Here is a 24,817-nt window from a genome sequence, read left to right as displayed (position 1 = left end):
CCATGTATCGTCAATTCCTGAAGGCGGCCGCCGACGCAACCGACGAGCCGGATTCCAAAACGCTCGCACCGGACATCATCCGTTTCACGCTCGAATACGGCGCGCCGCCCGATCTTCCGGCGGAACGCGCGAAGCTGGCCGGACTGATTGGCAGCGAGCGCTTTGCTTTCTTCCCCTTGCCGCCCGGTGAAGATCCGCTCGTCCACGTCTTGCAGTTTCCCAATGTGCGGCGCGAGCAATCGGCGGGGTTCCTCTTCGAGGTCGCGCAAAATCTGATCGATGACTGCGGCCTGCGTTCCTGCGTTCCCGATGTCGATCCGGGCTGGATTGCCGACGACGAGCTTAACCGCAGTGCACCGGAATCGGTGGGCGGTATCGTCTGGACGCTTTGCAAGTCGAGCGCTCCGGTTCCCCCGACCATCCGCTGGGCGATCTCGGCGGTGCGGGCTGACCGGGCATGGGCCAGGTTCGGCACCACCGGCCAGGGGATTCTGGTTGGGCAGCCCGATACGGGGGTCGCCGATCATCGCGAATTGGATGGTGCGCTCGATCTGGCAAAAGGCACGGACATTCTGGCCGGCGGCGGCCTTCCGATCGACCCACTCTCCTCGTCGATGTCTTCGCCGGGCCATGGTACGGCGACGTCGAGTACGGTCGTGAGCCGTCCCTCATTGGCGATCGTCGGTGCGGCCCCCGGAGCGACGCTGGTTCCAATCCGTTGCGTCAATTCGGTGGTGATCGGCGGTGGCGCCGCCGTCGCGGCCGCCGTTGACCATGCCCGCCTGGCGAAATGCCACGTCATCACGATGAGTCTTGGCGGGCCTATCGAAGGCGCGGATTTGCGGCGGGCTATCGAAAGGGCCGTCAAGGCGGATATGATCGTTGTGGCCGCGGCCGGCAATTGCATACCAACTGTCGTCTATCCCGCCTGGGACCGCAACGTCATTGCCGTTGCTGGTGTCGACCTCAACGATCGACCTTGGAAAGGGACGTCCAGCGGCCCCAAGGTCGACATTTCGGCTCCGGGCGAGAATGTCTATGTGGCGCGGCGGAACCGGCCCATGGATGTCGACAAATCGGTTGTCGAGCCGGGCCAGGGGACATCCTTTGCCGTGGCTCTGACTGCTGGGTGCGCGGCACTTTGGCTGGCCAGGCACTCTCCTGCCGCGGTCAAGGCCGAGGCGGCCAGGCGCGGTGTGAACGTCCAGGAACTATTCCGCGCCGCCGTCAGGAAATCGGCGCGCAGACCGGCAAACTGGCCCGGCAGGTCCATGGGCGCCGGTGTGGTCGATGCGGAACAGCTGCTGGCATTGCCGCTTTCCGATATCCCGGCTGCCGCTCCCGTGGAAAGCGCACATCCCGGCCAGCCGATCCTCGAGGCCACGTCCGACCCGCAACGCTTCGTCGCGGAGACAGGCTTTCTGACGCTTGATCGGCGCCAGCGCATGGACCCCAAACGTGTTGGGGCACTCGAAAGCGCCGTCGCACCGCGCCCCAGCCGGGCCCTGGCGGCAGCCACCGGTACGTCCGGCGCTGCAGCCGCGCTGCTCGATCGCACCACCTTGCCGGGACCATCGGGACCGCTGACCGCTTTCGTCGGACCACGCACGCCGTCGGGTGCTTCGCAGCCGCGTCAAGGCTCCGCCTCCGAAAGCGCGGTGCCGCCGCCCATCACCGCGCGGACGATGCTTGCCCGATCCGGGAAACAGGAGATGCTCGACCGTATCGAGAAGGTCCTGAGCAGCCGAGGAGCGCGGGCTGGCACAACCGAATCCGCCCGCGCGGCCGGCCGTGTGATCATGACTCATGCCGAAGGCGTCGTCGACGCTTGGGCGAAGGGCAGGAGTATCGATGCCGGATCGGTGGGGGCCGTAAGGGCGACGGCGGAAGCGATCGTGCGGCTGACCGACCGTCCCGCGCTCCGGGTCGTGGCCGGGATGGTCGATCCCAAGGATCCGCAGCTGGAATTCTGGGCCGGCGATCTGGGGCCGCCGAGAAAGGTTCTAAAGCCGCTCATCGATGCGGTTGGCCGCATCGACATCGACGAGGCCGGCGGCCATTCGCATGTCGGCACCGGAACGGTAATCGCCAAGGGTCTGGTGATGACCAACCGGCACGTCATCGAGGCGTTTTCCGAGCCGGTTCCGTCTTCAGGCGGGCCGCGCCGGTTTGTGCTCAACGCGCCGGTGTCCATCTGCTTCGACGAGGCTGCAATCGACGAAAAGCGCCGCTTCCTGATCAAGAGCGTGCTGACGGCGGGGCCTTGGCAGATCGGCCAGTTCGCCGATATCGGCAAGCTGGACATCGCCATCCTCGAGGTGGAAACCACGAACGCCGCCGGCGCCAGCCTGCCGGAGCCGGCCCCTTCGGGTCCGCTTTTCATGGAATCGGCCGAGCAGTCCAAGTTCATCGCTGTCGGGTACCCGGCAAAACCCAACCTGTCGGCGGCCATCGATCCGGACACCGGCGAGGTCTCGACCGATATCTGGGACCGTTTCTGGGAGCTGTTCGGCGACGAGTATGGCACCAAATATGTCAGCCCCGGTCAGATCGTCAACAAGCCGGGAGAGATGGTCGGGGACCAGCACCGCTGGGCCGTGAGCCATGACGGCACCACCCTTGCCGGCAACTCGGGCGCCCCCCTTATCAGCTTGCGCAATCCTTATGGCATAGGCGGCCTGCATTTTGGCGGGCAGACGCTACGGCAGAACCTCGCCCACGATCTGGCCAGCATTCGCCATGCCGTCGACGGCGATGCGCAACTGCTCGATTTGAAGGCCTTTGGAAATTTTTTCAACGCCAGGTGATGTCCTCGGCTTTTTTCGATTGGAGAACTCATGTCCGCGACTGAACTTGTGACCGTAAGGATGGACCGGCGACCGCAGCTTCGCGATATGCGGCGGCTGCGCGGGCCGGGGAACGGGGCAGCTCTCGAAACGCACATTCGCAGTGAGGGTGCCATGGCCGAGCGCGCGGCTCGACCGCGCACGTCGTCGCCCCAGTCCTTTGCTGGCCGTACCGGCTTCGATCGGACTTTCCTGACCAGGTTCCCCATCGACCTGCCCAAGCCGACCGGCCAACGATCCCGCGACATAACGCCGGTTGGCGGCGATGCCAGCGGCCGGCTCGATTATTGCAACTTTTCCGTCGTCATGTGCGCGTCCCGGCGCATGGCCATGTTCACTGCCGTCAATATCGAGGGCGCCCGCTCCATTTCGATTGGGCGCGAGGACGACAAATGGGCGCTGGACGGCCGCCTGCCGGCCGAAGCGCAACTCGGTGAGGACCTCTATGCCGGCAATCGCCTCGACAGGGGACATCTCGTCAGGCGCGAGGATCCCAATTGGGGGGCCAACGCCCTCGTCGCCAATGCGGACACGTTTCACTTCACGAACTGTGCGCCGCAGATGGACATCGTCAATCAGAAGACCTGGCTCGGACTTGAGAACTACATCCTGCAGAATGCGCGGGCCTGGGCCGAGCGGTGTTCCGTGTTCACCGGACCCGTCTTCGGCGCCACTGATCTTCGCTACCGCGATGCGCTCATTCCGAAAGCTTTCTGGAAAGTGGTGTCGTTCATCTCCGATGACGGCCGTCCGTCATCGACGGCCTATGTGGTTGAGCAGGAAAAGGAGCTCAGTCAGCTGGAGGCGGCGTTCGGCGCCTACAAAACCTACCAGCGCAGCGTCAAATACGTCGAAGGGCTTTCCGGCCTCTCTTTTGGCTCGCTCGCCAATTTCGACGGGTTTTCCAATGAGGAAGAGATCGAAGGCGGGCTGTCCATTTCGTCGGAGATCAGGGTGTTGGGCGATGTGCGCGTCTAGGGCGCTTTCGCGAGGGGCATAGCCGCAAGGCAAAGGGGGATGGCATGAAGAAGATGAAGCTGGAAATGGTGGTGCTTCGCAGCCGCGCCCCGCGTGGTCTGGAAGCTGGGCTCGAAAGCACAAATCCTGAAAGCGTGCGTCGCGGCAGCCTGGACGAAGTCATGGACCCGCAACTGATTGCGGCCAGGAGGCCTCGCGCGGTTGCCCATGGTTTCGAGGATGTCGACGTTCAGGTGGACGAAATGAGCGCCGGCGATCGCCGGCGCTTTTCCGCCGATCCAACGGTGCTGTCGATCACGCCGAAGATGCCGGTCATGCTCATCGCGGCCTTCCCCACGGCGAAGGCTTCGCCGAAGGCCGCGACCGTCGGTTGGGGCATCGAAGCCGTGGCCGCTACAACGAGCCCGTTCAGCGGCGACGGCGTGACAGTGGCGGTGCTGGATACCGGCATTGACAGAACCCATCCGGCGTTCACCGGTGTCGACTTGGTCGGCCGCAATTTCATAGGTGGCGCCCCGGATGACGTCACGGACGCCGAGGGACATGGAACCCATTGTGCCGGCATCATATTCGGCCGGGATGTCGACAACTGCCGGATCGGTGTGGCCAGAGGGGTTAAGCGGGCGCTCATCGGCAAGGTTTTGGGTGAAGGGGGTGGGTCGTCCGAACAGATCGTACAGGCGATCCTGTGGGCCCAGCTTGAAGGCGCCAATGTCCTCTCGATGTCGCTGGGGATGGATTTTCCCGGCTACCAGCAATTGCTGATGACCAAATACCACTACGCGCCCGCGCAGGCCACGTCGCTTGCGCTCGCGGGCTACCGGCTCAACACGAGGCTTTTCGACGACCTGTCGCGCAGCATGGTCGATCACGATGGTCTGATGGCCGGGCAGGTCGTGACGGCCGCCGCCGGCAATGAAAGCCACCGGCCGGACTACTCCATCATCGTCGCACCGCCGGCCACCGGAGAGCGGTTTCTATCCGTGGCGGCACTTGGCCGCAAGAAGGACAAGACCTTCCGCGTCGCACCCTTTTCCAATGAAGGCGCGACGATAGCGGCGCCTGGAGAAGAGATCGTCTCGGCTCGGACAGGCGGTGGTCTCGTCGCCATGAGCGGCACCAGCATGGCAGCTCCCCATGTTGCCGGAGTGGCAGCGCTGTGGGTGGAAAAGCTCAGGCAGGGTGACCAGTTCACCGCCAGGAATGTCATCGACAAGCTCAAGGCGACGGCGTTGGGGCTTGCGCCGCTGTCCAAGCAGGATGTCGGCCAGGGCCTGGTCCAGGCACCGCAGATGAAATGAAGGGCCGGTTTCGGGCCGGGCCTATTCTATTCTGGCACCGGCAGTGCGAGCCCAAGTATGTGCGGACAGCCGGAATTTCTGAGGAAGGGTATTCTCATGGCCGAAAGTGTTTTCACGATAAATAGGCTGCATCGGGGCGGTTCGCGGTGGCAAAAAGTAATCCCATAGCCGACCTGACCATGTTCGTCCGGCGCCGGATTGCCGGGGGGGGCGAAGAAACGGGAACTGGCCTGTTGATCACGCCGCGCCTGGTCATGACCGCGCTCCACGTGGTCTGTCCTTTCGGGGGAGATCGTGTTGTCCCGGCGCATCATTTGCTGAAGCTTTCCGTACGGTTCGAGATTGCATCCAGCGTGGCGCCCGGGACCATTGTGAAGTTTTATCCGGCTCGGCTGGTATGGCCGCCTTCCGGCGCCGCGGCGTCGAAAGATTTCTGCGACATCGCGCTCCTGGCGCTCGACAATGAAGGCCTGAACGAAGGGGATGAAGGCTATCTTCCCGACGACTGGGTGCTCGCCGCGCAGGATTTGATCAGGCGTTATCACCTCGAGGAAGCCACAAGGCGGATACGTCTCGGCATCAGCGGGCATCGGCCGCCGGCGGTGGATTTCATGGGCTATCCCCTCGCTGGAGAAATAGCCCTGAAGACGGTGCAAAAGGCCATCGGCCGGGAAAACATTCCGCTGCCGCTGCCTATCGGCGGCGCTGTCCCTCTCGCGGATCCGCCCGAGGGCTATCTTATCTTTCTCTACACCACCCAGATCTGGCCGCCGACGCCCGAGCAACCGAACCCCTTGGTGGGCATATCCGGCGCGTCTGTTTATCGTGTGCAAGAGGCCGGGGAATACGTCGAGATCTATGGCGTGCTCAACCGCCTGTTGTCGAATGATGGCGCAACCAGCCTGTTGTCCGTCGCGCCGGTTCCGAAGCCCAATGGCAACCAGTCCGACGCTGACTTCTGGTCCTTCGTCCCGGCGGCCATGGCATTTGTCGAGGCGGACTCCCGGCAGCGTGCGCTGGACGTCATTCATCGGCTCGACCGCATCGAGCCGGTAGAGATTTACCTCGACGGATTTCGAATCAAACGCCCACGCAGTTACTTTTATGTCTTTGTCACCACGAGTTGGGACGGTCCGGACGCTCTATGCAGACGGCTGCAAGAGGTGAGCACAAACAGCGACAAGCCGCTATTCGACAGCTCCTTTGCCTTGAACCCACCGTTGGTGACCATTCAGAGCATGAATGGTGCGGCGGACTGCGCGCGGCTGTTCGCCACCCTCGCCAGGCAGATCGGGGCGCGGGCACCCGGCGAGAGTCCGGCCCAGCCGACCATCGCCGACAGGCTGGCAAGCGGCGCCGGGCCGCGCCTGCTGCTTTTCGACGTCGATGAGTCTCGGATTTTCGATGAGGATACGGGCGAGCGGCTGGAAGGCGCGGTCGCGATGCTGCGGCAGCTGATGCTGGAAATCGCCGGCTGGGCAAAGCAGGAATTGATCCCACAGGGCGGCATTTCATACCAGCGGGCAAACCCTCTTGTCACGGTTTTGCGGATCCAGGTGTCGTCGTCGTGCGAGGCTCACCAGGCCTTCAAACAGGCCAAGGATCTGACCCAGCGCGCCATCGCCCTTTTCCAGGACGAATGTGGATCCCCCGAAGGCATGCATTGCGAAGTGTGCAGTCAGCCCCTCGACGAGATTTCGTTTTCCGACTTCGGCTCCTGGTGTGAGCAGCAATTCCGCACCGCCGACTTTTCCGGCACGCTCGGCAACGCGATGGAGCCGCCATTCACGGGTGGCACGTTGCGCTTCAACACTATCTGGAAACGTCTCAACGCGCTGAAATAGAACAGGAGACAAGCATGATCGGTCTCGATCTTAACGGTGATCTTCTCAAGAACAGGCTCGACGGCGCTTCTTTCGGCGGCCGCGCCGCCGGCGCCAAGAAGCGGCCATATCTGCCCGACGACAGCCTGACGACAGCGGCAGCGCTCGCGGTCCTGCTTGGACAGCCCTTGCTGTTGAGTGGCCTGCCGGGTGTCGGCAAGACCGGGGCGGCCTATCATATCGCGTCCAGCCTGTTCGGAGAGGGCCAGGAGCCGATCCGCGTCACCGTCACCACGCAAACCACGGGCCGCGACCTCCTCTACAAGTTCGACCTTTTGACCCGTTTTCACGACAAGGATTTGCCGCTGCGACGCCTGTTGCGTTTCGAGGCGCTTGGGCGCGCTATCGTGACCGCCTGCGGCGGCAGCGCGCTGGTGTTGGACGCGGCCACGGATCAGCCGGTCACCGAGCCATCGCGCATTGCGGCAATCGTCGGCGACGTGGCACGGGAGCCGGGGCCGCTGCTGCTGCGCGACCTTTTTGAGCCGGCGGAATGTCCACCGGACAGACCCAGGCCCAGCGTCGTGCTGATCGACGAGATCGACAAGGCTCCGCGCGATACGCCCAACGATCTGCTCGAGAGTTTCGAGGCGATGCGCTTTACCGTCGATGAGCTCGGCCTGAAGATCGGCGCCAAGGATGCCGCCGGGGACGACACCGAGCGTCGTCGCTCGCGGCCGGTGATCGTTGCCACCACGAATGCGGAAAACAACTTGCCGGACGCTTTTCTGCGGCGTTGCGTGTTTCATGAAATCGCCATGCCTGACGAGGCGCAGCTGAAGCGGATCGTTTCCGAGCATCTGAGGACCATCGACAAGCTCGACGACGGCAAGGCCAATGACTTGGCCAATGCGGCCTTCGCCGTCGGCGACCAGGTGGCCAACCGGATCAAGGGCTCGTCACGGCCTCCAGGTACCGCCGAATACATCGCGCTTGCGCGTGCGGTCCATGTCTCGCCGATCAGCGCCGCCGAATTCCTGGCGGCCATGGACAGCAACGTCAAGACACCCTCGGTCGATCTGATCAAGGCCCTGCTTGGCGTCCTGGTGAAGACGGCTGACGATCTCGGCAAGGCGCTCGGCGTATTCCCGTCCCTATCGCAAACACGATGACCGGCCCGCGCGAACCGAGCACGCCGCAATCCCACCCGCTTCAGGGGTGTTGGGACGAGCTTGGCGGTCGCGGTGACATCGAGCACCTGCTGTCGGAACTGGCCGGTATTGCCGGCGTTGCGCTTGGCGTCGACCGGGTGACGAGGCTGGGCGTTGCATTGGCGGTTCTTGCGGGCCGCGACGTGCGGTTCGCATCGGCGACCGAAGCCGCCGATGTGATGATGCCTCTGCTCACGGTCAACGGCGAAGCGCAACTGGCTGGGCGTGCCGCCATAGCGACTTTCTGGAATCGGCAGCAATCGGGCCCGCCCATATGCGATCAAGAAAAGCAGGCCTTGCCCGTGCCGTGGCATGAACGGCTCTACAAGCTTCGCTATCGCAGTTTGCTTGTCGCGGCGCTGATCGCCATCCTGGTGCTCGCCGTGGGCTATGTTGTTTTCGAGGTGCCGCATGCGGCGGTTGAAATCACGCCGAAGTCGCCCTCTGTCCATCCGCCGCCTTCGCCGCAGCCATCCGCCACCTTCTGGCCGTGGCTGGCGGAGCTCTTCATGCAGGACCTCCTGCATCGTCTGTTTGCCATTCTTGCGGTGCTGTGCCTTGCCGCGCTCTGGTGGGGTTATGCCGGCAAGCGGCGCGACGAGCGCCTTGCTCGTGACAGGAAAGACGGCACCGTCGCCTCGACGATGTCGCCGGAAGCCAGCGAGATTTTGTTTCCCACTGCGGTGGTGCGGCGGGCTGGCCGTCTGCTGCGCCGGCCGGTTCGCGTTGCCGGCCACCGCATCGATATACGCCGCAGCGTCGCGGCGTCGATCGAGGCCGCCGGCTACCCGACTCTGGAAACGGGCGTGGAACCGCGTGCTCCCGATTGCCTCATGCTGATCGAACGCCTCGGCAATGACGACCATCTGGCGGCTCTTGCCGACGCGTTGGCTAAACGGTTGCGCGATGGTGGCGCTGATCTGCTGCGCTACGAATTCCGGGTCTTTCCCGACGTGCTTGAAGCCGTCGGGCGCCGTTTTGGCGGCCAACCGGTGGTTTCGCTCGCCGCCCTCTCGCGCCGCCACCCGGGAGCTCGGGTCGTCATCGTCGGCACGGGGCGCGGTTTTTTCGAGCCCTATGAACAGAACAAGCTGCGGCGCGGCAAACCCTTCTTCGGCGAGCCCGAAGAACTGCCATGGGTCGACTACCGTGACGCCGACCGACAATTACGGCAGCTGCCGCGCGCCCTTCCGGCCTTTCGCGAGCCCCCGATCCTGATGACGCCGTCTCCGCCCGATCGTTGGGGGCCGGCAGAGCGGGCCTTGCAGGAGGCCGGCTTCGCCGTCATCAGCCTGGGCCTTGCGGAGGACTCGAACGCCGGCCTGGAAAGCGCGGTCGAAGCTATTGTCACAAGCAGGCGATCGCAGGCCGTCGATCGTGGCGTGATGGCGCAGGCCACTCCCGGTTATGATCCGCTGCTGCTGGAACTTGATCGTGCCGACTTCGCGAGCGACATACCGCCCGTCGACGATGCCTTCCGCGACCGGCTGGCGCGGCGCGTCACCGCCTATGCCTGCGCCCGCATAGGCGAGCTGGAGGAAGGCGAACTGCCTGACGACCCCTACCAGCAGGACGATTTCGCGTTGCGGGCGGGAGCCGGGCTGGCGGCACTGGCCTTGTTTCCCAGGCTGGATCCCAATTTCACGCCGGCGCTGTGGCGGCAGGCAACCGGGCAGGCGCCGAGCGCTGCCCGGCTCGCACGACTTGCCCGGCTGCCCTGGTTCCGGGTGGGACGCATGCCGGACTGGTTCCGCTCCGACCTCGCCAGGTGCTTCCAGCGCCAGACCGAACGGCTTGCCAGGCAGGATCTCTGGAAGAAACTCCGCACCGACCTCACCGTGTTTGCCAATCTGTGTCTGGTGAGGTCGTCGGCGGCATTCGGGACCCAGGTCTATCGCCCATCGACGACTGCCGAGAAATTGCTGTCGCAGATGCGCGAGCTGCGAAAAGGCGCCGACCCTGCTTCTCGGGCGCTGGTCGAAGAACGATTGTTCCTGACCTTCGTCGAGAGCGGCGAGGTGGCGGACGCGGATCTCGCCGTGCACATCCCCGCGCCGGACCGGCTTACGCCGGCAATGCGCCTTTCGCTGTTGGGTTTCGGCATTGCCGCGCTCGTTGCGGCCGCATTCGCGCCCTGGGGCCTGAGAGCAGCATATTCATGGGCGGCGGTGAGGTTCGATCTCAATCGCGACCAGCCTACCACCCAGGTGTACATGCTGCTCGCCTGCCTGCCGATCCTGGCAGTAGGGATCGGTCTGTCGTTCAGGGACATTTTTCGTATAAGAAATTATCCGACAACCACATATGCATACGGATTTTATGTCTGCGTATTGTTGGTTGAGATGGCGTGTCACACCATTCAGTACGCAGCGGTTTCGTCGATAAGGTCCGGTGGAGACGCATTCGACATAATTCAATACGCAATTTTCTATGGATCATTTCTGGGTGTGGCGGCACTTTTGCCGAGGCTCATTTTCAAATCGCCGGCGGAGGTGGAGTTTCCCGAGACGGGTAAGGCAAATTCGATCTCCATCAGGTTTTCGATAGCCATCTCTTCGCTCTTCGCCCTCCTTCCCATATCCCTGAACAATTTTGTCGACGAACTTGCCGCTTTTATCCCTGCGGCTATCATGTCGTTCTTGTTTGCCTTTTCGGCAGGATCCAATGTCTCAAAATCAAGGGTGACGTTTGGTGTATTCATCCTGTTCTGGCAGATAACGATATTTTTCCTCTTTACCGACATTGCAAATTCAGTAATATATAAATATAATGACGTATATTATGAGTACTATAAGCTTCCATTATATATAGCAATTTGCCTTCCTTTGATCGGAGCCGCTTCCTTTGCTGGCAATGATTCCGTAAATCTGAAACGCATCCTCTTCGTCTTCGTGTCCACCACGTCGGCGGCCTTCGTTTCACTGCTGTATTACCGAACGTTTGCCTCGACGGCGGCCTTGTCGATCCTGGGTCTCCTGGCGAGCGCCATCGTGCTCTGTTGGTACCTCGTTTTGAGGAACCGGCGTATCGGGCTGCGTCTGGCGATATATGCCTTGAGGTTCCTGACACTCGGTGCAGCCGGCCGATTTGGGTCCGCCTGGATCAGCCTGTTCCTCAAGGCTGTTCTAGGCGGCACCGTCGTTGCCTTTGTCGCCAATGCTGTCGTTGCTCTCCTGCTGTTGCGAACTGGCATAGTGTCCACCACGCAGCCGATGCGGTTGCCGGGCTTGGCGTCGAAGGTTGACCCGCAACTGCCGGCACAGGCCGCCGCCGTGATTTCGCTCCTCCTGGCCAGCTACGTACTCTGCCGTCTTGCGATGAAGATCTATCCGGTAGCGAAGGCACCTGTCGCGGCCTTGGCGCAGAGACAGCAGCAACCGGCCGTTGCGCGATGGTTGGTGGTGCTTGCCCTGTGGGCCGTCGCTGTCCTGCCGCCGTCCCTGCACAACTGGCTCTCGACCGCTGACCTGATGAACATCGGGGCACTCAGCAAGCTTGGCGCGCAAGGCTTCGGCGCGATCGATTCGACGACAGCGGCGCTTACCTGGATGCTGCAGGTCCTGTTCTGGCTCGGCGGCTCGACATGGTCCTGGCTGGCCTATCTCGCCTTGCCGGCGGCATTCGGCCTTGGCCTGCGCAATGGGCCCGTTGCGGATCGGGCGATCTTCCTCGGATTGTTGCCCTTCCTGCTGGCCGTGACCATCCCGCCAATGTCGACGCCCGGCGGGGTTTGGATGGTTCCTCTCGTATTCCTGCTGCTGCGCCTCGCGCGCGAGCCCGCTCTGGCGCAGCGCCTGCTGCGCTTCGGTGGAGGTTTTGGCGGCCAGCCCGCCAATTCCTTTGTCATCTTCGCGCTTATCTTCTCTTTGGTGCTGCTGCTGTCACCGGCTTTGACCAGCGGATCCGAGACCAGCGGCTTGACAGTGAGGATCGATCCGGACCTGGTGAGAGTGGCTGTCCTCGTGTTGATCGGCGCCATGCGATTGCCCCGCTGGCCCGTGCTCGTCGCCCTTGGTCTGCACGTCGCTCTCGCTGGCTTTCCTGTCGGCAAGCTCAGCCATGCTTTGGCTGACACCAGCATCGATCTCGGCCTTGGATTATCCCCTGGCGAGGCGCTCGATCTGGTGCTCGCCTACTTTGCCGTGCCGATGGCCAGGAGGTTGCGGCGCGCGCCGCTGGCCGCAGGTGCGATCCTTCTCGGCGCGATGATCGCGGCGGCAATCGTCCTGAGCTTCGGCAATGGCGGGGTGTCCGTGGGCACGTTCATTCAACTGCCGACAGGGGTTCTGTACAAGCCCACGGGAGCAACCGTAGCCATACTATCCCTGACGATCGGCCTGTTGAGCCCTCCTGGGGAGCGGATGCGGTTTCTTCTTCTTGTCGTTGGCTCGATCATGGCCGCCGTCACTGCACTGGCGCCGTTCTATGCGGCGCTGGCAAGCAGCGGCTCATGGACCGGAGTCGTTTTCGTGACCCAGCCGGAGGCTCTGACGTCGCCTCTCGCCGATCTGGTGGCCTCGATCCCCGCCATGGCGCTTGCCGCGGCCTTTATCCGGTTCGGTCAAACCGCGTCGGATATGATGCTTGCCCGCCGCGAGGAAAGCAGGTGGTCGTTGTCGGGCGCGCCCCGCCGCTTGAGCGAAGCCATTTTCGGAAGCGTGCGAGAGGAAGTCGCCGGCCGGGAAGCTGTCTTCGGTTCAGACAATGAGGCTGTCTCGAATCCCGCGAACACCACCAGGGAAGAAGCGGTGCGCCAATGACTGAGCTGACAACACCGGACCCCGATCGGGATGGCCTGCCGGCAACTTCATTTCCAAATCTCCTGGCCTTCCTGCTGGCCCTGCTCGGTCCTTGGGGAATTACAACCGCTATGGGGGCGCTTGCTCTGGTGCTTCTTTGCTTTGGCCTTGGCGTGGCATGGCAAGCTTCACCCCGGCTGCCCGCGAATTCCGCCAACGACATTGTCCCGCCTCCGATCGATGGCGCAGTCGGTTCGGACTCAGCGCAACAGCCATCGCCGGCCCCACCCCCGACGCCCGGCGGCCAAAAAGCAAAGTAGGGTCAGATCCTACAGACCACCTCCTTGTTTTGACGCAATTCCCTAGGGAAAGCGCTACGCGCTTTTCCCGGGAAAACCGTTTCACGCCTTTCCTGGAATTGCTCTAGTAGTGTATCGGCCCGATGGTCCCGCCGCCGCAGGCGATCGCATCGCCGTTGATGGCGACGCTTCGCGGCGAGGCGAGGAATGTGACGACATCAGCGACTTCGGCCATATCGACCAGGCGGCCGATCGCGACATTGGCGGCAAGTCGCCGTTCGATTTCCTCGGGCGAAACGCTTGCCGAAGCCGCGCGGGCGGCGACCAGGGGAGCGGTCTTTTCCGTGCGCGTCAGGCCAGGATGGACCACCGTCACGTTGATCCCCTTCGGGCCCAATTCGTCGGCGAGATTCTTGGTCAGGGCAGAGACGGCAACATTGCGGATCGAGCCAATGATCGAGCCTGTCTGCCGGGCAGCGAGCCCGCTTACGTTGATGATCCGGCCCCAGCCGGCGGCGGCCATATGGGGAGCGGCCTCACGCGCCGTACGCAGATAGCCCATCACCTTGACGTCCACGTCATCCCAGAACAGGTCGTCGGTGATCTCGGCCAGCTTGGGCGGTGGTGTCTGCCCGCCCGGCTTGGCCGCGGCGTTGACCAGGATGTCGAGGCCGCCGAGCGCCGCGATCGTTCCTGCCACTAGCGCTTTGACCGAACTGTCGTCCTGTGTGTCGACGCCTAGTCCGACGATCTTGCGCCCGGTTTCCGCAGCCAGTTCGCGCTCGGCGATGTCCAGATCGGCAGCGTTGCGGGCGGCGATGACAAGATCCACGCCTTCCAGGGCCAATTGCCGGGCGATGGCGCGGCCAATTCCTTTGCTGCCGCCTGTGATCAGGGCGCGTTTGCCGTTTAGTTGCAGATCCATGGCTTGGTCCTCGGCTATGCGGGCGGCTTCTCCGCGAAGGCTGGATATTGCCGCGAATTTACCTGTGTTGGGAGCTTCGCCTCTTGCCTAAACCGCCAGGAGCTTGCGGACCGCGCCGACGATCGCCTCGTCCTGCGGCTCCGTGTCGGAACCGAACCGGGCGACAACGACCCCCTTGCGGTCGACCAGAAACTTCTCGAAATTCCAACTCACTTCGCCGGCCGCGGGCGCGGCACCCCTCCCGGCCAGCCGGGTCACCAGCGTGCTGTCCGGCTTGAAGACAGCCTTTGGCCGCGCCTCGATCAAGGCTTGATAGAGCGGATGCTTTCGCGGTCCCGTCACCTCGATCTTGGCGAACACCGGGAACTCGACCCCATAGGTCAACCGGCAGAATTCCTGGATTTCGGCATCTGTTCCCGGTTCCTGTCCGGCGAAGTCATTGGCCGGAAAGCCGAGCACCACAAAACCCTGGTCGCGATACGAGCGATAGAGTGCCTCCAGTCCGTCATACTGCTTGGTGAAGCCGCATTTGGAGGCGACGTTGACGATCAGCAAGACTTTGTTGGCATATTCGCCCAGGCTTGTGGTTGAGCCGTCGGCGCGGCTGAACGGAATGTCGTGGATCGAGGCTGTCATAAGCAAATACCCTGCAGGTGAGATCGCCCGGTACATTGGTGGCTTTCTGGTTCCCGTCAAGGAAAGCTGTTCTCCAGAGCTGAGATTGCCGGGTTTGCAAGATCACGTTTTCGCCACCCTCACGCCGTGGCTGATGCTCTGCCATAGCGGTCTTATGGCAAAGGTCGTGGTGAGCTTCACACCTTAAAATTGGAAGGGATCAGCCAAATCAGAAGCTAGGTTGTTGACGGCGTCTTTGATGTAAAGCGCTATACGCTTTGGATACGGCAGTAGCATAGAATGACGTGCAATTCGGCGGGTCCGCGGCCCGGCGCCAGTCCGCGAAACGATGTGGAGAATTCGATGCGGAACACGATGCTGGGCTTCATGGCACTTGCTCTCGTCGCGTGCCAGTCGGCTCCCGCGGGGCCGCAACCCGCCGCTCCGGAACCTGCGCCGGATCCTGTTGGCACTCCTGCTCAGCCTGTCTCGAGTATCGCCGCGGCCTCAGCGGGTTCGGCGATCATGGATCCATCCGTCACGATCACTCCTCCTGCGAAGGGCGTTCCAACAAAGTACGCCGCTTTTTCGGGCATGTGGGCCGGGCGATTGGAGGGCGCGTATGAGGCCAAAGTCGCCGTGCAGACGATTTCAGCAAACGGCAAGGTGACGGTCACTTTTGCCTGGGGCAATCTGGGCGACAACAATCCGGGCGAGGCCGCCGGTGAAGGAAGAATTGTCGGGAGCACATTGAAGCTCGGGCGCCTGCCGAATGGCGCGGACATCAGTCTGACGATGATGCCTGACGGGACCCTGGCCGGAACCTATGCGCTCGCTGGCCAGACCTATAGGGGCCCGTTCATCAGGCAATGATCAAAACCCAACCGGTCGCCTTGCGGCCGGCCTGCATCCGTCAGCCGGCCATCCAGCCGCCATCAACCATCAGGTTGATGCCGGTGACGTAGCTTGCCATGTCGCTGGCAAGGAACAGCGCCGCTCCCGCCACATCGTTCGGGGTTCCAAGCCTTGGCCAAGGCGTACGACGGAGCGAATAGTCGAGCGCGTCGGGGTCGTTGGCCACACCAGGCTTGCCGGTGATGATCTTGCCGGGCGCGATGGCATTGCAGACGATCAGATCGTCGGCGTGGTCGACCGCGATCTGCCGCGTCATCTGCACGATGCCGCCCTTGCTCACCGAATAGGGAAGGTCGCCGGGGCAGGCCACCATGCCATGCTGCGAGGAGATGTTGATGATGCGGCCGCGCACGCCGTCGACAGTCGTCTGTGTGAGCATTTGCATCACCGCCCGCTTCGAGCAGTAGAAGAAGCCGGTCAGGTTGACGCCGATGACGCGGTTCCATTGCTCCGGCGTGGTGTCTATCAGGTTGGTGCTGGTATAGATCGCGGCGTTGTTGACCATCACATCGAGCCGTCCGAATTGCTGGACCGTCGCACCGACCAGCGCGTCGACGGCGTTCCAGTCGGAGATGTCGGTCCGGATGTAAACGGCAGCTCCGCCGGCCGAGCGGATCAACTCCACGGTGCTCTCACCACCCTCGATCGGTTGCTCCACCGTGTCGGCGATGATGACGTTCGCCCCCTCGGTCGCGAATTTCAGCGCGATCGCGCGGCCGATGCCGGAACTGCCTCCGGTGACGATGACGGTCTTGTTGGCGAGCAGGGGCATGGTTCTCAGCTTTCCCGGGTGACGATGTTTCCGACGTTCGGGTCGATCAGTTTTCCTTCGCGCACGATCTCGCGACCGCGCAGGAAGACGCTTGTCAGCCGCGCCTGGACGGTCCAGCCGTCGAATGGCGTATAGCCCGCTCGCGATACCTGATCGGCGTTGGCGATCGTGCTGGACTGGCGCGGATTGAGGATGAGCATGTCGGCGTCGTAGCCGCTGGCGATCTTCCCCTTGCGCCGGCCAAGCCCGAAGCGCTCGGCCGGATTGCGGGCGCACAGGCGCACCAGGTCGGGCAAGGCGATCAGGCCTTCATCGACCAGTTTCAGCATCGCCTGCAGCAGTGTCTGCAGCCCCGGCATGCCGCCCGGAATGTCGGCGAAAGCCGCGTAGGGCGCCGCCTTCTCGGCTGGCGCGTGCGGCGCGTGATCGGTGGCGACGATGTCAATCAGCCCCGCGCCGAGTGCCGCGCGCAGCGCATCCACATCATGCGGCGAGCGCAGGGGTGGCGAAGCCTTGAGATTGGCGCCCTGCATCTCATAGTCGCCGGCGTTGAAGAAAAGGTTCTGCGGCGTGGTTTCGACGCTGGCGTCTGCGATCCCCCGCAGCCGGCTCCACGTCTCGACGCCGAGTTCGGAATTGATCTGGCGGACATGAATTCTGGTCTCGGCCGAGGTGGCGGCGACAAGCGCTCGGGCGATGCCGTTGGCCTCGGCGAGCGGCGGCCGGCTGGCCTGAAAGGCGGCGATGGTGCCTGAGCGGTCGCGCATCGTGCTGCCGGCCAGGATCGATTGATCGCCGGGCGAGATGCCGATCAAAGTGTCGGTGCCGGCGAAAGTCCGCAACGCCTCGGCCACGGCGTCGAGCGTCGCGAAGAGGAAGTCATCGGGCACATCGGCGGTGAACAGCTCAAACGAGACCGGCGCGAGATCGAGCAAGCCCGGTATGCGCGACAGTTTGCGGCTGATGACGGTCTGCAGGCCCACATCGACATGGATGCGGGCCTCGGCCATCGCCATCTTGTCGGCAAGCTGTTCGGCCGTGGCCGTCCATGGCTCGTCGGTCGGCATGTCGAGCACCGTCGTCACACCGCCAAGGGCCGCCGCATGCGTGCCGGAGGAAAAATCCTCCTTGTGCGTCAGGCCCGGCTCGCGCAGATGCGCGTGCGCGTCGACCAGCCCGGGCAATAGATAAGCACCGGCGGCATCGAAAACGGTCCCGGTCGAAGCCGTCTCGCCCGGCGCGACGAGTGCTACGATCCTTCCGTTGGTGATGCCTACATCGCGCCGCTCGAACCCTTCGGCGTTGACGATGGTGGCTCCCCGGATCAGCGTTTCGAACATGCCGCCATTCTCTTTGCCCTTGTCAGCCGCGCCGCTCGAAGCCGGCATGGTTGGCGAGCCAGAACCGGGCGATGTCTTCGCGCCGCATGAAGGCAGCCGCCGGGTTCTGTTTCACGTGCTCGATCACCTCGCGCAGACCGGAAGCCCGGTTGGGTTGGCCCATCCAGCGCGCATGGATGCCGATCGTCAGCATGCGGCCACCAGTCTCGTCAGCCTCGTCGAGCATGTAATCGATGGCCGAGCGGCAATCCTCGGCGAAGTCGCGCGGATTGCTGTAGCCGGGCGCCACCAGATAGCGGCTGTCGTTGAGTGTCTTTGAATAGGGAACGACCAATATCTGCGTGCCTTGGTGATCGGCGAAGTAGGGCAGATCGTCATTGCAGGGGTCGGAGTGGTAGAGGAAGCCACCTTCCTCGACGAGCAAATCGCGCGTGTTGACGCTGGGCAGCGAGCGGCAGTTCCAGCCCAACGGGCGCCTTCCCAGCAGCTTGTCGTAGAGGGCCACGGCTTCATGCAGGTGGCGCCTTTCCTCGCTGCGTTCCATCGTCGTGTAGTCGATCCAGCGCAGGCCGTGGCCGAGCAGGTCGTGTCGCCGCGTCTTCATCCATTCGACGAAGGGAGGGTTTTTCTCCAGCGCCACCGCACAGGCGGAGATGGTGATCGGAATATCATGGCGGTCAAACAGACGCACCAGGCGCCACACGCCGGCCCGGCTGCCGTACTCGAAATGCGTCTCGGTGCCGAGGTCGCGCACCGGCGGGCTCGCGGTGAGATTGTACTCTCCCCAATTATCGTTGCGGCCGTCTTCGAGCCAGGAATACTCCGAGCCTTCCTCGTAGTTGAGCACGAGGTTGATGGCGAGCTTGACGCCGCCTGGCCAAGTCATGAAGGGCGGATGCGGACCATAGCCGACGAAGTCGCGCGGCTGCGACGGTTGCGAGGCGACGCTCTGCGTCATGACAATTTCCTCTCAGATCGTTTCGTTGGCTTCTATCCAGTCCATGTAAGCGTGGAAGGCTTCCTTGCCGGGACGCGGCCGCCATGTGGTGTCGCGCAGGATGCGGGCGATGTCATACGCCCCCCACATGCCGCCTTTCAGGCTCACATCCTGGACGATGTTGGCGTCTTCTCCCGATGTCACCTCGACTTTCAGTCCGGGCACCCGTTCCCTTGCCCAGCCGATGATCTCGCCGATGGTCTGGCTGGAGCCGGAGCCGATATTGTAGTGGCGGTAATTGAGGCGTGGCGCATCGATCAGTGCGAGGATCGCGGCGGCAACGTCGGTCGAGGCGGCGTAGTCACCGACCGGCTCCAGGCTGTTCGGCCTGATCGTCTCGCCGGCCAGGGCCATGTGTGCGACGCGGTTGGGAACATGGCGAAAGTTGCGGCTCTCGGTGGCGCGGTCCATCGGGCCATAGACGGAAGCAAGCCGCACCGAGACTGCCGACAGGCCGAACAGGTCGGCATAGCGGTTGGTCACCATTTCGGAGGCGAATTTCGAGATGCCGTAGAGCGTCAGCGGCGCGACATAGCCGTCTTCAGGCAGCGGCTCGCCGCTCCAGTCGGGGCCGTTGTGGCGGTAGACGGATCCGGAGCTGACATAGACGAAGCGCTTGAGCCCCTTTCTCGCGCGCGCCCAGTCCAGCATCCGCACGGTGCCCATGAGATTGACGTCGACGATGCGGGCAGGGTCCTCGGCCTCTGGTTGGCGTTTTGCCTCCGAGGCGCTGCCGCGCGAGATCGGCGTGATCGTCGCGCCATGCACGATTGCCGTGATACCTTGCTCGTCAAGCGTCGCGGACCAGCTCTGCGGGTCGAGCACATCGGCGGCGATTACCGTGAGCCGGTCGCGCACCGGGGCGAAATGCTTCTCGGCCGCCGCGTCGAGGCCGGACCGGTCGAGGATCACGGCACGGGCTTGCGGGTCACGGTCCAGCCATGCGCGTGCGACCACACTCATGACAAAGCCGGTGCCTCCGGTGACGAGCAGCGTCATGCGAACTCCTTTGAAGTTGAATGAAGAAGGTCAGCGCGTCGCATAGCCGCCATCCACCAGCATGTCGGATCCGGTGACGAAGGACGCGTCCGATGACAGAAGGAAGGCCGCCGCCGCGGCGATTTCATCCGGCTCCGCGATGCGGCCGAGCAGATGGGCGGGTCCAAGACTTGCATTGGCCGCCTCGAAGTCCGGAAATCTGCGCAGCAGGCGCGTCGTCGCCACGGCGCCCGGCGACAGGCTGTTGACGCGCACCTTGTTCGGCGCATGGTCGACCGCCATCGCCTTGGCGAGATGGATCAGTCCCGCCTTGGCGGCACAGTAGGCGACGGCCTTGGTGGTCGCGACCCGTCCGAACTGCGAGCCGATGAACACCACCGAACCGCCGCCGCCAGCCGCGATCAACGGCACCGCGTACTTGCTCATCAGGAACGCACCGGTCAGGCTGACATCGAGCTCGCGCCGCCAGGACTGTTCGTCAAGATCGACGACGGTGGCGTTCGTCGACGGCGCGGCGGCGTTGTGCACCAGTCCGTCAAGCCGGCCGAATTTTTGTCTCGCGAATTCGACGGCGTCCCGTGCGGAACCGATGTCGGTCACGTCACATTGGCAGGCGGCAGCCGAAGGACCAAGTGCATCGGCAAGCTGCGTCGTCGCCGCGAGATCATAGTCGGCGCAGACCACGCTGGCGCCTTCCGCGACGCAGCGCCGGGCAATGGCGGCGCCAATGCCGCTAGCGGCGCCCGCGATCAGGACAACGCTGCCTTGCAGTCGGTTCATTGCGGTGACCTCAAGCCCGTTCCTCGACATTTTGCATGACCGGCGCCGTGAGCGGCCGTCGCAGAAGATTGTAGCAGGCCGCGAGCGTGACCAGGGCAGCGCCGCCACCGAGCAGCAGGAACATGGCGGGAGGGCCAAGATGCGCCATCAATCCCGCGGCGACGCCCGGCGTCGCCACATTGCCGATCGAGTAGAGCAGGAGCAGCGTGCCGGACGCGGCGACCATGTGCCGGCTGTGAAGCTGCGATGCGCCGAAGGCCATCGCCACCGGATAGATCGTCAGTGCCGTGGCCCCATACAGAAAGAACAGCACGAACAGCAGCGGCACCGACAGGGCGCCAACCCATGCGATCGCGGCGCAGGTCGTCACCGACACCAGCCCTTGCACGAGCAGCATCAGGCGGCGGTCGAACCGGTCAGACAGCCAGCCGACCGGGGTCTGCGCGAGCATGCCGGCGATGCTAATCGTGGTCACCAGCCAGACCGTGGCCACCGCCGACAGTCCGATCTGCGTCCCGTAGAGAGGTGTCAGCACGAAGATGTTCATGTTGGTGATGCCGGCCTGGAAAATGGCGACAACCGTCACCGGCGCCAGCCTGAAAAGCGCCAGCGGTCCGAGCCGCCTGTCTGCCTTCGCTCCGTGCGCGGGTGCCGGATCGGCTGGCACCGAAGGCAGCGTCGGCCAGCGTAGCCCGGCGAACTTTGGCGCGAAGGCCAGAAGCACTGTCGCTGTCGCCACCAAGAACAGATGCGGAGATTGTGGACCGACCAGCGCGACCAGGATCTGGCCGAGCAGCACGGCGATCGCTGTCGTCAGCATGTAGATCGAGAACATCGCGCCGCGATTGTGCTGTTCGGCATAGAGATTGATCCAGCTCTCGCAGACGACGAACATCGAGGCCATCGACATGCCGCCGAGCAGCCGGAAGCAGAACCAGCTTGGCATGAAGTCGGTGAAGATGAAGCCCAGGGCCGACAGCAGCGCGGTTGTCAGGATCAGCAGGAAGGTCCGCTCATGGCCATGGCGGGCGACCAATGGCCGCGTCATCAGGCATCCGATCAGGAAGCCGACCGGATAGGCGGTCAGCACGATCTGCACGACGTCGGGGTCGACGCCAGGTTTGCCCAGATGGAACGAGACCGCGGTTGTCAGCATGGCGCTGCCGATGCAGGCGAGGCAGATGCTTGCCATGATCGGCATCGTGGCGCGGGAGCGCTCGGCATTCCGCCAGAAGCGCATCGCGGATTGAGCGATCGACCCCATGACTGCCGCCGTCAGCCGGCTAGGACAGGCGCCGACGATCGCAAGCAGGGTCAATGACCGACGCTGAACCTTGATGCATTGCGACGGCTCCCCTTGGCAGTCACGCCGGCCTGCGGCTGCTCTCCCAAGCAGAAGCTACACTTCGGCATGCATGCCACAAGCGAAGATTGACACGGCTATGGCGTGATTTTTTTTGGCCATCCCGGTGGCGGAAAACGGCCTTGCGCCCTGCGACGGGCTTTACAGCCCTTTTGCACGCTCCCTACGATAGGTCACCCGCCGAAGATCGAGAGGAGACCAGGGGATGACGATCGAACGTCTTGAGAACGGGCAACGCTTCTGCCGGGTGCTGCGCTATAACGGCACCGTCTATGTCTCCGGCCTGACCGCGGACGACCTTTCCGGCGACACGACCGCGCAGACGAAGCAGATTTTCGCCAAGATCGATACCCTTCTGGCCAAGGCCGGCAGCGACAAGTCGAAGCTTCTCAGTGCCCAGATCTGGCTGCGCGACATCGCCGACTTCGAGATGATGAATGCGGCATGGGACGCCTGGATCGACCGCAGCGCCATGCCGGTGCGCGCAACGGTCGAGGCGCGGCTTGCGGGCGACCAGTATCGCGTCGAGATCATGGTCACGGCGGCCGTCGGCTGATGCCGATTGGGGTGGGCAAACCGAATGCATGAGCTGGTGATCAAAGGCGGAAGGGTTGCGCTCGACAATGGTTGGGCCGAATGCGACATCGCCATCGACGAGGGCCGCATCGCCGCCATTGGAACCGGCCTGGCCGGTAAATCCGTGATCGGCGCCGGCGGTCGTTGGGTCATGCCCGGCGGCATCGACGCCCACTGCCATCTCGACCAGCCGGTCTGGGGCGGCGCCGGCAACGCCGACGATTTCGAGTCCGGCACCATCTCGGCGGCCTTCGGCGGCACCACATGCATCGTCCCGTTCGGCATGCCGGGTCCGGACATGACGACGATTGGCGCCGTGGACCGCGCTCTCGATCGCGCCACGGGGCGCGCGGTGATCGACTACGGGCTGCACGCGGTGGTGACCATGGGCACCGGCCCCGATGTCGAGCAACAGCTTTCACAGCTCGCCGGACGCGGCATCGCGTCGGTCAAGCTGTTCATGACTTATCAGGGCTTTGCGGTCGACGACGATCTCTTCTTCAGGGTACTCGACGCCGCGCACAGGCTTGGCTGGATCGTCATGGTCCATGCCGAGAACGATGCCGCCATCCGCCGCACGCGCCAGCGGCTGATCGATCTTGGCCGAACCGACATCCGCTACCATGTCGTTGCCCACAGCGAGACGATGGAGCGCGAGGCCACGCATCGTGCGCTGGCCTTCGCCGAAATGACCGGCGCGCGCATGACCATCGTCCACGTCTCTTCCTGGCAGTCGGCCGAGGAGGTGGCGCGGGCGCGGGCCCGTGGCGTGGATGCGATCGCCGAGACCTGTCCGCAATATCTGTTCATCGGCGCCGCCGACCTCGACCGGCCGGCCCTGGATGCGGCGCGTTTCGTCTTTTCACCGCCGCCGCGTTCGCCGCGCAGCCATGAGCATCTTTGGCAGGCGCTGATCGCTGGCGGCATCGATCTCTGGTCCTCCGATCATTCGCCCTATTTCTTCGCCGACAAGATTGCGCGATCGCAAACACCCGGTTTTACCACCACGCTGAGCGGCATCCCCGGCATCGAGACCCGTCTGCCGCTGCTCTTCTCGGAAGGGCTGCTCTCCGGCCGCCTGACGCTGGAGCGCTATCTCGATCTCACCTCGCGCAATGCCGCCGCGATCTATGGTCTGGCCCACGCCAAGGGCCGGATAGCGATCGGCCTCGATGCCGATCTGGCGCTGTGGGATCCCACGGCGACCTGGACGCTCGGCCATTCGGCCCTGCATTCACGCGTCGACTTCACGCCCTACGAGGGCAGGAGCGTGACCGGCAAGCCGACCACCGTGCTGGTGCGCGGCGTGCCGGTGGTCGCCGACGGCGTGCTGCAGGTGCGGCCTGGGTTCGGACAATTCGTAGAGCGCAGCGCGGCCGATCCGGCCCGCTCGGGAAAACCAGTCGAGGAGACGACGCCATGGCTCGATGCCTGACCATAGCGGTCGCCCAGACCGGACCCATCCAGCGCAGCGCTTCGCGCGCCGAAACTGTCGATCGCCTCGTCCACTTGCTGGAACAGGCCGCGGCCGCAGGGGCGGAAATTGTGGCGTTCCCTGAAATGGCGCTGACCACCTTCTTCCCGCGCTGGCGCATCGACGATCAGGCGGAGATCGACGCTTTCTTCGAACAGTCGATGCCAGGCTCCGAAACGCAGCGCCTCTACAATGCCGCCGCGCGCCTCAAGGTCGGCTTCGCGCTCGGCTATTGCGAGATTGCTGGGGAAGATGGCCGGGCGCGCCATTTCAACACCATGGACCTTGTCGGCCCGGACGGGCGTTTCATCGGCCGCTACCGCAAGATGCATGTGCCGGGGTCGAGCGAGCCGGAGGAAGGCACCACCACGCATCTCGAACGCCGCTATTTCGAGCCCGGCAATCTCGGCTTCCCGGTCTTCGACTATCGCGGCGTCCGCGTCGGCATGGCGATCTGCAACGACCGCCGCTGGCCGGAGACCTATCGCATGCTTTGCCTCAACGGCGCCGAGGTCGTGCTGCTCGGCTACAACACGCCGCTGCTGCTGGACGAGGCGCCGGCGCTGGCACATCTCAGAATGTTTCACAACCATCTGCCGATGCAGGCCGGCGCCTACCAGAACACGCTATGGGTGGCGGCCGCAGCCAAGGCGGGGCTGGAAGACGGCCAGGCGCTGATCGGCGGCTCCTGCATCATCGCGCCGACCGGCGAGATTGCCGCGCAGGCGATGTCGCTCGGCGACGAGATCATCGTCCATCGCGCTGACCTCGACCTGATCGAGACCTGCCGGAAGGTGAACTTCAACTTCGCGCTCTATCGTCGCCCCGATCAGTACCGGCGTATTTCGGAACCGGTCTGAGATC

At 63.7% G+C, this 24,817-nt stretch carries 18 protein-coding genes; 10 read left to right on the top strand and 8 right to left on the bottom strand.

Going from position 1 to position 24,817, the window contains the following annotated elements:
* Positions 1-2 precede the first annotated feature (2 nt).
* The 6 genes from EB230_RS27755 (at position 3) to EB230_RS27730 (ending at position 12,919) form a co-directional block, all read left to right on the top strand.
* A complete protein-coding gene (locus tag EB230_RS27755; RefSeq protein WP_172374317.1) occupies positions 3-2,807 on the top strand; it encodes a S8 family serine peptidase in 2,805 nt (934 codons plus the stop codon).
* Positions 2,808-2,960: 153 nt separating this feature from the next.
* Positions 2,961-3,824 carry a DNA/RNA non-specific endonuclease gene (locus tag EB230_RS27750; protein WP_196772367.1) on the top strand — a complete coding sequence of 288 codons (864 nt, stop codon included), beginning with the start codon at positions 2,961-2,963 and terminating at the stop codon, positions 3,822-3,824.
* Between the two features lie 44 nt (positions 3,825-3,868).
* On the top strand, positions 3,869-5,125 hold the full coding sequence (locus tag EB230_RS27745) for a S8 family serine peptidase (protein ID WP_172374316.1): 1,257 nt from the start codon (positions 3,869-3,871) through the stop codon (positions 5,123-5,125).
* A gap of 146 nt (positions 5,126-5,271) precedes the next feature.
* Positions 5,272-6,969, top strand: a complete 1,698-nt coding sequence (locus EB230_RS27740; RefSeq protein ID WP_172374315.1) for a hypothetical protein — start codon at positions 5,272-5,274, stop codon at positions 6,967-6,969.
* 14 nt (positions 6,970-6,983) lie between these two features.
* Complete coding sequence (locus EB230_RS27735; RefSeq protein ID WP_056564934.1) at positions 6,984-8,120, top strand: MoxR family ATPase; 1,137 nt, start codon at positions 6,984-6,986, stop codon at positions 8,118-8,120.
* Positions 8,117-12,919, top strand: a complete 4,803-nt coding sequence (locus EB230_RS27730; protein ID WP_056564930.1) for a hypothetical protein — start codon at positions 8,117-8,119, stop codon at positions 12,917-12,919. The genes EB230_RS27735 and EB230_RS27730 overlap by 4 nt, the downstream gene beginning before the upstream one ends.
* Before the next feature lie 402 nt (positions 12,920-13,321).
* On the opposite strand, the gene EB230_RS27725 is transcribed toward EB230_RS27730, so the two are convergent.
* Positions 13,322-14,122: an SDR family oxidoreductase gene (locus tag EB230_RS27725; protein ID WP_056564925.1), complete on the bottom strand. Its 801-nt coding sequence runs from the start codon at positions 14,120-14,122 to the stop codon at positions 13,322-13,324.
* Between the two features lie 87 nt (positions 14,123-14,209).
* Positions 14,210-14,758 carry a glutathione peroxidase gene (locus EB230_RS27720; protein WP_056564922.1) on the bottom strand — a complete coding sequence of 183 codons (549 nt, stop codon included), beginning with the start codon at positions 14,756-14,758 and terminating at the stop codon, positions 14,210-14,212.
* Positions 14,759-15,100: 342 nt separating this feature from the next.
* Between EB230_RS27720 and EB230_RS32760 the strand changes: the two genes are divergently transcribed.
* Positions 15,101-15,610, top strand: coding sequence for a hypothetical protein (locus EB230_RS32760; protein ID WP_244493914.1), 510 nt, complete (start codon positions 15,101-15,103; stop codon positions 15,608-15,610).
* Between the two features lie 40 nt (positions 15,611-15,650).
* On the opposite strand, the gene EB230_RS27710 is transcribed toward EB230_RS32760, so the two are convergent.
* Genes EB230_RS27710 through EB230_RS27685 form a run of 6 tightly spaced genes read right to left on the bottom strand, consistent with a single transcriptional unit; the run spans position 15,651 to position 21,858 of the window.
* Positions 15,651-16,424, bottom strand: a complete 774-nt coding sequence (locus tag EB230_RS27710; protein WP_056564919.1) for a glucose 1-dehydrogenase — start codon at positions 16,422-16,424, stop codon at positions 15,651-15,653.
* Positions 16,425-16,429: 5 nt separating this feature from the next.
* On the bottom strand, positions 16,430-17,812 hold the full coding sequence (locus EB230_RS27705; RefSeq protein WP_244493913.1) for a dihydroorotase family protein: 1,383 nt from the start codon (positions 17,810-17,812) through the stop codon (positions 16,430-16,432).
* On the bottom strand, positions 17,787-18,722 hold the full coding sequence (locus tag EB230_RS27700; RefSeq protein WP_172374314.1) for an allantoinase PuuE: 936 nt from the start codon (positions 18,720-18,722) through the stop codon (positions 17,787-17,789). Before EB230_RS27700 ends, EB230_RS27705 begins: the two co-directional genes overlap by 26 nt.
* Before the next feature lie 12 nt (positions 18,723-18,734).
* The gene (locus tag EB230_RS27695) at positions 18,735-19,760 is read right to left on the bottom strand and encodes an NAD(P)-dependent oxidoreductase (protein ID WP_056564915.1); all 1,026 of its coding nucleotides are present in this window, start codon (positions 19,758-19,760) and stop codon (positions 18,735-18,737) included.
* A gap of 30 nt (positions 19,761-19,790) precedes the next feature.
* Positions 19,791-20,540, bottom strand: a complete 750-nt coding sequence (locus EB230_RS27690; protein ID WP_172374313.1) for an SDR family oxidoreductase — start codon at positions 20,538-20,540, stop codon at positions 19,791-19,793.
* A gap of 10 nt (positions 20,541-20,550) precedes the next feature.
* Positions 20,551-21,858 carry an MFS transporter gene (locus tag EB230_RS27685; protein WP_348646671.1) on the bottom strand — a complete coding sequence of 436 codons (1,308 nt, stop codon included), beginning with the start codon at positions 21,856-21,858 and terminating at the stop codon, positions 20,551-20,553.
* Between the two features lie 250 nt (positions 21,859-22,108).
* On the opposite strand from EB230_RS27685, the gene EB230_RS27680 reads away from it, so the two are divergent.
* The 3 genes from EB230_RS27680 to EB230_RS27670 are packed head-to-tail and all read left to right on the top strand — an operon-like array spanning position 22,109 to position 24,813.
* Positions 22,109-22,459, top strand: coding sequence for a RidA family protein (locus EB230_RS27680; protein ID WP_056564911.1), 351 nt, complete (start codon positions 22,109-22,111; stop codon positions 22,457-22,459).
* Positions 22,460-22,483: 24 nt separating this feature from the next.
* Positions 22,484-23,914, top strand: a complete 1,431-nt coding sequence (hydA, locus tag EB230_RS27675; protein ID WP_172374312.1) for a dihydropyrimidinase — start codon at positions 22,484-22,486, stop codon at positions 23,912-23,914.
* Complete coding sequence (locus EB230_RS27670) at positions 23,899-24,813, top strand: nitrilase-related carbon-nitrogen hydrolase (RefSeq protein ID WP_172374311.1); 915 nt, start codon at positions 23,899-23,901, stop codon at positions 24,811-24,813. Before hydA ends, EB230_RS27670 begins: the two co-directional genes overlap by 16 nt.
* Positions 24,814-24,817 lie beyond the last annotated feature (4 nt).

Source organism: Mesorhizobium sp. NZP2234 (genome assembly GCF_013170765.1).
Taxonomy (GTDB): Bacteria; Pseudomonadota; Alphaproteobacteria; order Rhizobiales; family Rhizobiaceae; genus Mesorhizobium; species Mesorhizobium loti_D.
Note: the sequence above shows the minus strand (reverse complement) of the source record. Positions and strands in the feature narration are given on the sequence as shown.

Bases quoted from the DNA above. Each gene is read 5' to 3' on its own strand.
- EB230_RS27755 (WP_172374317.1), top strand. From the start codon at position 3: ATGTATCGTCAATTCCTGAAGGCGGCCGCCGACGCAACCGACGAGCCG.
- EB230_RS27750 (WP_196772367.1), top strand. From the start codon at position 2,961: ATGGCCGAGCGCGCGGCTCGACCGCGCACGTCGTCGCCCCAGTCCTTT.
- EB230_RS27745 (WP_172374316.1), top strand. From the start codon at position 3,869: ATGAAGAAGATGAAGCTGGAAATGGTGGTGCTTCGCAGCCGCGCCCCG.
- EB230_RS27735 (WP_056564934.1), top strand. From the start codon at position 6,984: ATGATCGGTCTCGATCTTAACGGTGATCTTCTCAAGAACAGGCTCGAC.
- EB230_RS27730 (WP_056564930.1), top strand. From the start codon at position 8,117: ATGACCGGCCCGCGCGAACCGAGCACGCCGCAATCCCACCCGCTTCAG.
- EB230_RS27725 (WP_056564925.1), bottom strand. From the start codon at position 14,122: ATGGATCTGCAACTAAACGGCAAACGCGCCCTGATCACAGGCGGCAGC.
- EB230_RS27720 (WP_056564922.1), bottom strand. From the start codon at position 14,758: ATGACAGCCTCGATCCACGACATTCCGTTCAGCCGCGCCGACGGCTCA.
- EB230_RS32760 (WP_244493914.1), top strand. From the start codon at position 15,101: ATGCGGAACACGATGCTGGGCTTCATGGCACTTGCTCTCGTCGCGTGC.
- EB230_RS27710 (WP_056564919.1), bottom strand. From the start codon at position 16,424: ATGCCCCTGCTCGCCAACAAGACCGTCATCGTCACCGGAGGCAGTTCC.
- EB230_RS27705 (WP_244493913.1), bottom strand. From the start codon at position 17,812: ATGCCGGCTTCGAGCGGCGCGGCTGACAAGGGCAAAGAGAATGGCGGC.
- EB230_RS27700 (WP_172374314.1), bottom strand. From the start codon at position 18,722: ATGACGCAGAGCGTCGCCTCGCAACCGTCGCAGCCGCGCGACTTCGTC.
- EB230_RS27695 (WP_056564915.1), bottom strand. From the start codon at position 19,760: ATGACGCTGCTCGTCACCGGAGGCACCGGCTTTGTCATGAGTGTGGTC.
- EB230_RS27690 (WP_172374313.1), bottom strand. From the start codon at position 20,540: ATGAACCGACTGCAAGGCAGCGTTGTCCTGATCGCGGGCGCCGCTAGC.
- EB230_RS27680 (WP_056564911.1), top strand. From the start codon at position 22,109: ATGACGATCGAACGTCTTGAGAACGGGCAACGCTTCTGCCGGGTGCTG.
- hydA (WP_172374312.1), top strand. From the start codon at position 22,484: ATGCATGAGCTGGTGATCAAAGGCGGAAGGGTTGCGCTCGACAATGGT.
- EB230_RS27670 (WP_172374311.1), top strand. From the start codon at position 23,899: ATGGCTCGATGCCTGACCATAGCGGTCGCCCAGACCGGACCCATCCAG.